The organism is Plesiomonas sp., from assembly GCF_051650925.1.
Taxonomy (GTDB): domain Bacteria; phylum Pseudomonadota; class Gammaproteobacteria; order Enterobacterales; family CAMTGL01; genus Plesiomonas.
Genome location: NZ_JBOFRH010000243.1, coordinates 1 through 9585 on the forward strand (window position 1 = coordinate 1; position 9585 = coordinate 9585).

Consider the following 9585-nt stretch of genomic DNA (forward strand, 5'->3'; position numbering starts at 1 on the left):
CCAAAAATAGCGCACTTAATTCTGCGGCAACGTCTGGACTGAGCAATGAATCAATCAAGCCCAGTTGATAGCGGCGCAGCGCTTGCTGTGCCTGATGAGCCGCCAGAGGATCGGTATAGGCCAATTTGAGCCACGCAATCAGCTGGTTGGTTGTGCTGCCCGCAGCAGAAACAACCATCAGATCATCAGGCTGGCTGTGCTCGGCCATGATCTTGGCAACCCGCTGATAACAGCTTGGGTCGGCCAGACTGCTGCCGCCAAATTTATGCAATTGACGGATCTTGGCTCCGCTTTGTACGCTCATCAAGTTACCTCTTCGCAACTGTCTGGAAGGCACGCTCCAGATCAGCAATTAAATCTTCTACATCTTCAATACCGACAGAGATCCGCAGTAAATTCTCACTAATGCCCGCAGTGGCACGCGCAGCGGCGGTCATTCCTGCGTGTGTCATCGTCGCGGCATGTGAAATCAGGCTCTCTACACCACCGAGCGATTCTGCCAGTGTAAACAGCTGCAATTGTGCCACAAATTCGGCCACATCGGCGTTCAGTTCAAAGCTTATCATCGCCCCAAAGCCTTTTTGCTGACGGCAAGCAATCGCATGGCCGGCATGATCAGGCAGTGAAGGGTGATACAGTTTCCCAACTAATGGCTGCTGACGCAGATAATCGACAATCGCTAGCGCATTTTCCTGATGCTGTCGCATGCGCGGGCCAAGCGTTCGTAGGCCGCGGAGCAGCAGATAGCTGTCAAACGCCGAACCAGTAACCCCGATATTATTGCCCCACCATGCCAGCTCAGTCACCAGTGCGGGATCGGCGGCAATTACGCAACCAGCCACCACATCGGAGTGGCCATTGAGGTATTTAGTGCACGAGTGCACCACCAGATCTGCGCCCAAGGCCAGCGGCTGTTGCAACAGCGGTGTCAGAAAGGTGTTATCGACCACCACTTTCGCGCCAACTTGATGGGCCTGCTCGGTGATAGCGGCAATATCAACTACTCTGAGCAGCGGGTTATTTGGCGTTTCGATTAACACCAGTTTGGGCTGCTCAGCCAGTGCCGCCGCCAGTGCCTGCGGATCGGATTGATCAACAAAAATCACCCGATACGCACCACGTTTACTTAAGCTATCAAATAAGCGATAGCTGCCGCCGTAGCAGTCGTGTGGGGCGACCAGCAGATCTCCGGCTTGCAAGAAAACGGTACAGACCAGATGAATGGCCGCCATACCGCTGGCCGTCATCACCGCACCCGCACCGCCTTCCAGTTCAGCCAATGCTTGCTGCACCACATCACGGCTCGGATTACCACGGCGTGAATAATCGTGTACCCGTGGCTGGTTAAATTCGGTAAAATTGTAGGTGGATGAGAGGTGAATAGGGGGAACAACGCAGCCAAACTGGTCGTCATTGTTCAGGCCACTGCGAATGGCTGAGGTTGCCTGTTTATATGTCATACGCTTCGCTTTCCCTAGCTACGGTATTGGGGGATGCACAGCCTGTTGCTGTTCATCATCGTGTGTTGCTTAATTTTTGGCTATGCGTGATCGCACTTGCTGGAAGTAGAGTAACGGCATTTCACGTTAGCCGTCAACACATCTAGATGTCTAAACATCTTTGCGTTTAGATTGTCAGCCTCCAGATTAACCGCTAGAATTGTACCCTTATTCTTATTTCCTTATCTGATTACGGAACATCACACAGTGTGATGATGACGCGTTGCAAGGTGTTTTATGGCAAAGTGGAATGGCGAATACATCAGCCCTTATGCGGAACATGGTAAAAAAAGTGAGCAAGTGAAGAAGATCACTGTCTCTATCCCGCTGAAAGTGCTTAAAATTCTGACTGATGAACGTACTCGTCGCCAAGTGAATAACTTGCGTCATGCCACCAACAGCGAGTTGCTGTGTGAAGCCTTTTTGCACGCCTTTACCGGTCAGCCGCTGCCAACTGATGATGATCTGGGCAAAGAGCGCCACGATGAGATCCCGGTTGAGGCAAAAGAGATTATGCGCCAGATGGGAATCGACCCTGACAGCTGGGAATATTAATCTTGGTAAAAAGTCATCTCGATAAAAAGTGATCCCGATAAAAAAGCCTAACATGCTTGTGCAGTTAGGCTTTTTGTTATCCCTATTCTTTAAATGCAACTATTTAGGGATCTCAGTGAGGCCAGAACACCTGCTTTGTATACCAAAGCCAACAAGCCGGCACTGTACGCCTGAACAATTAATCCCAGCTCAACACCACTTTACCCGACTGGCCTGAGCGCATGGCATCAAACCCCTGCTGAAAATCATCAATCGCATAACGGTGCGTAATGATAGGGCTAAGATCGAGACCCGATTGCAGCAGCGCGGCCATTTTATACCAGGTTTCAAACATCTCACGGCCATAAATGCCTTTGATAAACAACCCTTTGAAGATCACCTGTGTCCAGTCAATCCCCATATCGCTGGGTGGAATACCCAGCATGGCCACTTTACCGCCATGGTTCATGGCACTGAGCATACTCTGGAAAGCACTCGGCACGCCCGACATCTCTAGCCCCACATCAAACCCTTCGGTCATACCCAGTTGCTGCATCACCTCGGTCAGGCTCTCTTGTGCCACATTGACCGCACGGGTCACGCCCATTTTCCGCGCCAGCGACAAGCGGTACTCATTCACATCGGTGATCACCACATGGCGTGCACCTACATGGCGACAGACTGCCGCAGCCATGATCCCGATAGGGCCAGCGCCGGTGATCAGCACATCTTCGCCCACCAGATCAAACGACAGCGCGGTATGAACCGCGTTACCAAAGGGGTCAAAAATCGCGGCCAGATCATCAGAGATATTGTCGGGAATTTTAAAGGCGTTAAATGCAGGGATCACCAAATATTCAGCAAATGCACCGTCACGGTTAACACCGACACCGGTAGTATTGCGGCATAAATGGGTACGACCCGCACGGCAGTTACGGCAGTGGCCACAGGTGATATGCCCTTCACCAGACACCCGATCACCTATCTGAAAACCGCGTACCTCTTGTCCCATTGCCACGACTTCACCAACATACTCATGACCGACGACCATCGGCACGGGGATCGTACGCTGTGACCAGTCATCCCAGTTATAAATATGCACGTCTGTACCACAAATCGCGGTTTTGCGGATTTTAATCAGCAGATCATTGTGGCCCATCGGAGGTTGTGGCACGTCAGTCATCCAGATGCCGACTTCCGGTTTGAGTTTAGCCAGTGCTTTCATTGCGGTGATCCCCATGATTTTGTCAGAGCCCAACGTGATGGCTTGCGGCACAATAGATGACGTTGAGCGCAGTAGTTCACATCAGATGTAGTTAACATCAGATAATGCCAAGCTGTTTACCTACGCGGGTAAAGGCCTCAATAGCATGATCAAGCTGCGCGCGGCTGTGCGCAGCGGAGATCTGAGTACGGATACGCGCCTGCCCTTTAGGTACAACTGGGAAGGAGAAACCAATCACGTAGATACCTTCAGCCAGCAGTGCATCAGCAAAATCAGCGGCTTGCTTGGCATCACCAATCATGACGGGAATAATCGCGTGATCTGCGCCACCCAGTGTAAAACCTGCTGCACTCATCTGCTGACGGAAATAGTTGGCGTTCTCCCACAGGCGCGCGCGCAGGGCTGCGCCCTCTTCGAGCAGATCGAGTACGGCCATCGACGCGGAGACTATCGCCGGAGCCAGTGAGTTTGAGAACAGATAAGGGCGTGAACGCTGGCGCAGCCACTCAATGACCTCTTTTTTTCCTGCGGTATAACCACCCGAAGCACCACCCAACGCTTTACCGAGCGTGCCGGTAATAATGTCAACGCGCGACATGACTTCGCAATACTCGTGCGTACCGCGCCCGTTTGCCCCCACAAAGCCCACCGCATGTGAGTCATCCACCATCACCAGCGCGTTATAGCAGTCAGCCAGATCGCAGACTGACTTCAGATCGGCAATCACGCCATCCATCGAAAAAACGCCATCGGTAGCAATCATGATATGGCGTGCGCCATCGGCTCTGGCCTGTTGCAGTTGTGCTTCAAGGTCGGCCATATTGTTGTTGGCATACCGGTAGCGTTTTGCTTTGGATAGGCGCACACCATCAATAATCGAGGCGTGGTTCAGCGCATCGGAAATAATCGCATCTTCACTGCCCAGCAGGGTTTCAAACAGGCCACCGTTTGCATCAAAGCAAGAGGAGTACAAGATGCTGTCTTCCATCCCCAAAAAGTGGGCTAAACGTGCTTCAAGCTGTTTGTGGCTGTCTTGTGTACCACAGATAAAACGCACTGAGGCCATGCCAAAACCATGGCTATCCATACCGGCTTTAGCTGCCGCTATCAGTGCTGGGTGGTTGGCTAATCCTAGATAGTTATTAGCACAAAAATTGACGACTTCACGGCCATCGGCAACGGCAATATCGGCCTGCTGTGCAGTAGTGATAATGCGCTCTTCTTTGTACAACCCGTCATCACGGGTTTGTGTAATTTGATCGCGAATTTGTTGATAAAAATTGGCAGACATTGTGGCGTCTCTCCCTTATGAGGTCATGGCTGTAACAGCCAGCAAAGTTGCTGCTTATGTTACTGAGAATCGGCCATTTTCAGAGTGTTTGACACCAGAATTGAGAGCTTGTGCAGCGGAATCTGTCAAAAAAGAGTAAAGCAGACCGATAGCCTGCTTTATAGAGAGGATGGAATGCCGACAATCTGTGCGCTTGCACACACTCTGTGGCTGCTTTCCATAAATAATATGACGTTGTGCTATGATTTTAGTTCGCGGGCCAATTGCGCATGGTAGTGCTCAGTCAGACGGGCGATACGCTCTTTACCGGCAGGTGTCATCATCGGACGCATTAAATTGAGCATACTGAGCACCCCTTGATACACCACCTGACGCGTAATTTGGCTACTGGGGGCTTGTGCGCTCTGATAAGGGATCCAACAAGTAACAATGAGTTTCATTGTGTGCACAAATTCGGGCAGTGCGTCGGCCGATATATCGAGTAAATGGTTGGCCTGCATATTCCCCATAATGGCAATCAGTTTTTGATCCAGATCGGCCTGAGCAGTCAGGTACTGTTGCTGTAAACGACTGTCACGGTTGAGTAAATCTGCCAGATTCGCATAGAAGAAACGGTAACGCCACATGGTATAAAAAATGGCATCAAGGTAGCCCATCAGTACATCTAAACTAAAGTCAGATGGCTGTTTTGGCTGAAATGCTAGCGCCAAATGTGCTGCATACTCGCTTAAAATGGCGTGTATAATGTCTTCTTTATTGCGAAAATGATAATACAGGTTGCCGGGGCTGATCCCCAGATGAGCCGCTATATGGTTGGTGGTGACATTACGTTCGCCGCGTTCATTAAACAGCTCTACGCTGGCGTGAATGATGCGATCACGGGTTTTCATCTGCTCAGCACTCCTCAACACGGCTTTGCTTGCGTTCATCATAACTGACTGCGCTGACTGGGCAAACCGTCTACTGCATTGTCGACCGCATTATCTATCGGGTTATAAAGAGGTATTCGATCCATGATTATCGTCACAGGCGGCGCCGGCATGATCGGCAGCAACATCATCAAGGCGCTCAATGATAGCGGACGCACCGATATTCTGGTGGTCGATAACTTGAAAGATGGCACGAAATTCGTCAATCTCGTTGATCTTGATATTGCCGATTATATGGATAAAGAAGATTTTATCGCCCAAATTATGGCAGGTGATGATTTCGGTGATATTGAGGCCGTATTCCACGAAGGCGCATGTTCTGCTACCACTGAGTGGGATGGCAAGTACGTTATGCTGAACAACTATGAGTACTCTAAAGAGCTGCTGCATTTTTGTTTAGAGCGTGAGATCCCGTTCCTGTATGCCTCTTCTGCCGCAACCTACGGTGGCCGCGATCACGATTTTATTGAAGAGCGTGAATATGAAGGTGCTCTGAACGTTTATGGTTATTCAAAGCAGCTGTTTGATAACTATGTACGCCGTTTATGGCAAGATGCCAAAGCGCATGGCGAAACCTTGTCACAGATCACCGGGTTCCGCTATTTCAATGTGTATGGCCCGCGTGAAGGTCACAAAGGCAGCATGGCGAGTGTAGCATTTCACCTCAATACCCAAATCAATAAGGGTGAGAACCCGAAGTTATTTGCCGGTAGCGAGCAGTTCCAGCGTGATTTTGTGTATGTAGGTGATGTATCTGCAATGAATTTGTGGTTTTTAGATAACGGCGTTTCCGGTATCTTTAACTGCGGTACAGGTAATGCAGAGTCATTTCAGGTTGTTGCCGATGCGGTAATTGCGCATCATCAGCAAGGCAACGTGGAATACATCCCATTCCCTGAGCATTTGAAAGGCCGCTATCAGGCATTCACGCAAGCAGATTTAACCAAAGTGCGTGCTGCCGGTTATACCGCACCCTTTAAAACTGTGGCCGAAGGGGTTGCGGAATATATGGTGTGGTTGAATAAGCGGTAGTTTGTACGCTTTACTACATATTAAACTTACGGGCTTTTTTAGCCCGTTTTTCTGTCTCAGAGGCGCGTGGTTGACATGAATATCTTAATGGCACTTTCACAATTAGAAGTAACCGGTGCAGAAGTATATGCCACAACGGTAGGAAATGAGCTCACTCGCCGTGGACACGCAGTTTACTATGTCTCTGATACACTGACTAAACCGGTTAACGGTCACTATTTCTCGTTACGATTTAATAAGCGAAGCATACCCCACCGATTTTGGCATGTTGCTTATTTAATCTATTTAATTCGCAAGCATAATATCCAATTGGTTCATGCTCATTCACGTGCATCAAGCTGGAGTTGTCATATTGCCTGTAAGCTCACGGGCACACCTATGGTAACCACGGTACATGGCCGCCAGCCGGTACATGCTTCACGCAAAGCCTTTCTTGCCATGGGTAGCCATGCTATAGCGGTTTGTGAAGCTGTCGCAACTCAGCTGATTAATGAACTTGGCATGCCTGAGCGCGCAGTAAGTATTGGCCGTAATGGTATTGATATTGAACGTTATCAGCGTGTAAGCGCTCCATTACATACGCGCCCTGTGGTGACGATAATCGGTCGACTCACAGGCCCTAAAGGTGAGTTGTGCTACCGTTTATTAGATGAAGTGCTTGATTTAGATAAATGGGATATCCGTATTTATACGGGCAGTAAAGTGCCAGAGCGTTTTACCCGTTTTGCTTCAAAAGTAAATTTTGCCGGTTACCGAGATGATATTGAGCAGGCTATAGCTGAAAGTAATGTGGTTATTGGTGCTGGTCGAGTGGCAATTGAAGCGCTGCTGATGGGGCGTCCAACCGTTGCCATTGGTGAAGCGAATGCTATCGGTCTTATCACGCAACGCAATATTCACACCGCGATGGAGAGCAATTTTGGTGATATCGGCCCGAAAGATCTGGATATTGATTTTGGCCAGTTAAAAACTGAAATTAACGCAGCGCTTGCAACACAATATACAGATGAGAATATCAGCCATCTTGTTGCTGAAAGTTATAATACCCAGCATGTAGTTGATCAGCTCGAATATCGCTATCAAAGTGAGTATGTTTATACTCGTAAACATGAAATCCCAGTGATTATGTATCACCGTTTTATTACTGATGAGAGTGAAAAAGGTGTACATGGCACTTATCTACACATTGACATGCTAGATAAGCATTTTCGCTTATTAAAAAAACTAGGATATGAAACACTCACGTTCAGTGAGCTTCAAGAAAAAGGCACAATAAGCCGTTTTGAATTTGGAAAAAAATATTTCATGATCACTGTTGATGATGGATATAAAGATAACTTAACGTTACTGCTTCCGTTACTAAAAAAATATAATTTCAAAGCTACTGTATATGCCGTAACGGGTGAGCACTTTAATCGTTGGGATGTTGAAAACCCGGATAACCCAGAGAAGAAAGTAAACTTAATGACACCGTCAGAGCTAAGTGAACTAGCCGACTCTGGATATATTGAAATTGGTGGGCATACACTCACACATCCAAAGCTTGATACGCTTGATTATACCCATCAACAATATGAGATTAGTGAGAACAAGCAACAACTTGAAGCTTTACTTGATAGTAAGTTAACCTCTTTTGCTTATCCTTACGGCATTCATAATGAAGAGAGTAAAGAAATAGCAAGAAAACTAAGCTTTAATTTTGCTGTAGCAACCAATAGTGGGCCGCTAGCGCTGCATGAAGACTTATACCAGATTAGGCGCATTGCTATATTCCCACGCACAGACACTTTTGGTTTTTGGCGAAAAATCAAAGGGAATTATAATTTTAGGAAAGCAAACAAGGCATCTTAGGATGCCTTGTTGTTACACTTTTTTAAGAGATAATCGGGAAATAAGCCAAAAAACAACTAAAGTATACATATAAATATTTACAGAATACTTTAATGGAACATCAGAGACAGCCAATACCAGATACACTACAATAATAGTAGAAAGTAATATTCTGTTAAAAAAATCGGTTGATGAAGATTTACACGCACTGATTAACGGATTTAAAATCAAAAATAAATAAGCACATAACCCAAATATCCCTTTAATAGCAAATGCATAAATATATTCATTATGTGAATGTAGTAAATCTTGTGATTGCCATTCAATTATACCTGAATTTACGTAAGAATTTATTTTATCTTTAAATTCATTAGTGCCCACACCCACAATAGGATGTTGTTTTATCATCAACCAAGAGGCTTCCCAGATATATAACCGCCCACCGACCGAAGAATTAGGGTTATTTTTATCGTACAGTTTTATATCATTTACAGCTTGATCGTAACGTTCAACAATTACTGGATAAGTAAAGGCCAGAGCAATACTTGCAATAACAGCGGAGATAACAATATGTTTTCGACTAAAATAGCTTTCTTTACGAATAGAGAGCACTAAACCTATCAATATAATTGGTAGCGATAACCATGCCCCGCGCGTTCCAGAAAAAATCACACATAAAAAGGTGACTAATGTGGCAAGAAAAACAACCCCGCGAACAACACCACTGATATTTTTTTTAAAAAGATAAAATACGCTAATGCAAAATACAACAATCGCCACTTGTGCAAAAATAACCTGATTTAAATAAGCCCCTACTCGACTATACCCTTGAAGGTATTCATACATAGCGGGTAAGCCTAATAATATCCCACCCAGACCGATCACTGAGGCAATCAGGTTGTCATTGATTTTTTCAGGGAGTTTTATTGTGAAAACAAAAATAAGCGCATGTAAAAAAGCTCTTATTGTTCCCATGTCATCTCCATGTAGCAAATACGATAAACCAGAAATAATAATATAGAGTAAAATAGAGAATAAGAACACCCATTCTGACTTACTTTTATTCAAGCAGTATTTAAATCCATAACGATGAGATAAAAATAGATAGTTTAATATTGCACAAACAATCACTATTTTCGATTGATAGTATGCCCCCATATTAAACATAGGCATTAGCATAAACAGTGAAATATACGGTATTAATAAAATACACTTCATGAAATAGGGCTCTCAATTAAGCTGACT

At 46.3% G+C, this 9585-nt stretch carries 9 protein-coding genes; 3 read left to right on the forward strand and 6 right to left on the reverse strand.

The genetic code is table 11. The annotated features are described in order from the left end of the window. Nucleotides 1-304: amino acid kinase family protein (locus ACRC27_RS05795; protein WP_438639407.1), on the reverse strand; the 304-nt coding region annotated here is incomplete at its 3' end. A 4-nt stretch (nucleotides 305-308) separates the two neighbouring features. Beyond that, on the reverse strand, nucleotides 309-1460 hold the full coding sequence (gene metB / locus ACRC27_RS05800) for a cystathionine gamma-synthase (protein WP_438629004.1): 1152 nt from the start codon (nucleotides 1458-1460) through the stop codon (nucleotides 309-311). Nucleotides 1461-1736: 276 nt separating this feature from the next. On the opposite strand from metB, the gene metJ reads away from it, so the two are divergent. Beyond that, nucleotides 1737-2054: a met regulon transcriptional regulator MetJ gene (gene metJ / locus ACRC27_RS05805; RefSeq protein ID WP_438622693.1), complete on the forward strand. Its 318-nt coding sequence runs from the start codon at nucleotides 1737-1739 to the stop codon at nucleotides 2052-2054. A gap of 178 nt (nucleotides 2055-2232) precedes the next feature. On the opposite strand, the gene tdh is transcribed toward metJ, so the two are convergent. The 3 genes from tdh to ACRC27_RS05820 all read right to left on the reverse strand — a co-directional run bounded on the left by tdh (nucleotide 2233) and on the right by ACRC27_RS05820 (nucleotide 5439). After that, nucleotides 2233-3258 (reverse strand): L-threonine 3-dehydrogenase, encoded by a 1026-nt coding sequence (tdh, locus tag ACRC27_RS05810; protein WP_438622723.1) that lies wholly within the window; start codon nucleotides 3256-3258, stop codon nucleotides 2233-2235. Nucleotides 3259-3355: 97 nt separating this feature from the next. Further along, nucleotides 3356-4549 (reverse strand): glycine C-acetyltransferase, encoded by a 1194-nt coding sequence (locus tag ACRC27_RS05815; RefSeq protein WP_438639408.1) that lies wholly within the window; start codon nucleotides 4547-4549, stop codon nucleotides 3356-3358. 239 nt (nucleotides 4550-4788) lie between these two features. Continuing rightward, a complete protein-coding gene (locus ACRC27_RS05820) occupies nucleotides 4789-5439 on the reverse strand; it encodes a TetR/AcrR family transcriptional regulator (RefSeq protein ID WP_438622691.1) in 651 nt (216 codons plus the stop codon). Between the two features lie 123 nt (nucleotides 5440-5562). On the opposite strand from ACRC27_RS05820, the gene rfaD reads away from it, so the two are divergent. Both rfaD and ACRC27_RS05830 read left to right on the forward strand, forming a co-directional pair. After that, nucleotides 5563-6510 (forward strand): ADP-glyceromanno-heptose 6-epimerase, encoded by a 948-nt coding sequence (rfaD, locus tag ACRC27_RS05825; RefSeq protein ID WP_438622690.1) that lies wholly within the window; start codon nucleotides 5563-5565, stop codon nucleotides 6508-6510. 75 nt (nucleotides 6511-6585) lie between these two features. Further along, complete coding sequence (locus ACRC27_RS05830) at nucleotides 6586-8361, forward strand: polysaccharide deacetylase family protein (protein WP_438639409.1); 1776 nt, start codon at nucleotides 6586-6588, stop codon at nucleotides 8359-8361. A gap of 12 nt (nucleotides 8362-8373) precedes the next feature. Here ACRC27_RS05830 and ACRC27_RS05835 read toward each other — a convergent pair whose 3' ends face one another. After that, nucleotides 8374-9558: an O-antigen ligase family protein gene (locus ACRC27_RS05835; protein ID WP_438639410.1), complete on the reverse strand. Its 1185-nt coding sequence runs from the start codon at nucleotides 9556-9558 to the stop codon at nucleotides 8374-8376. Between the last annotated feature and the right edge of the window lie 27 nt (nucleotides 9559-9585).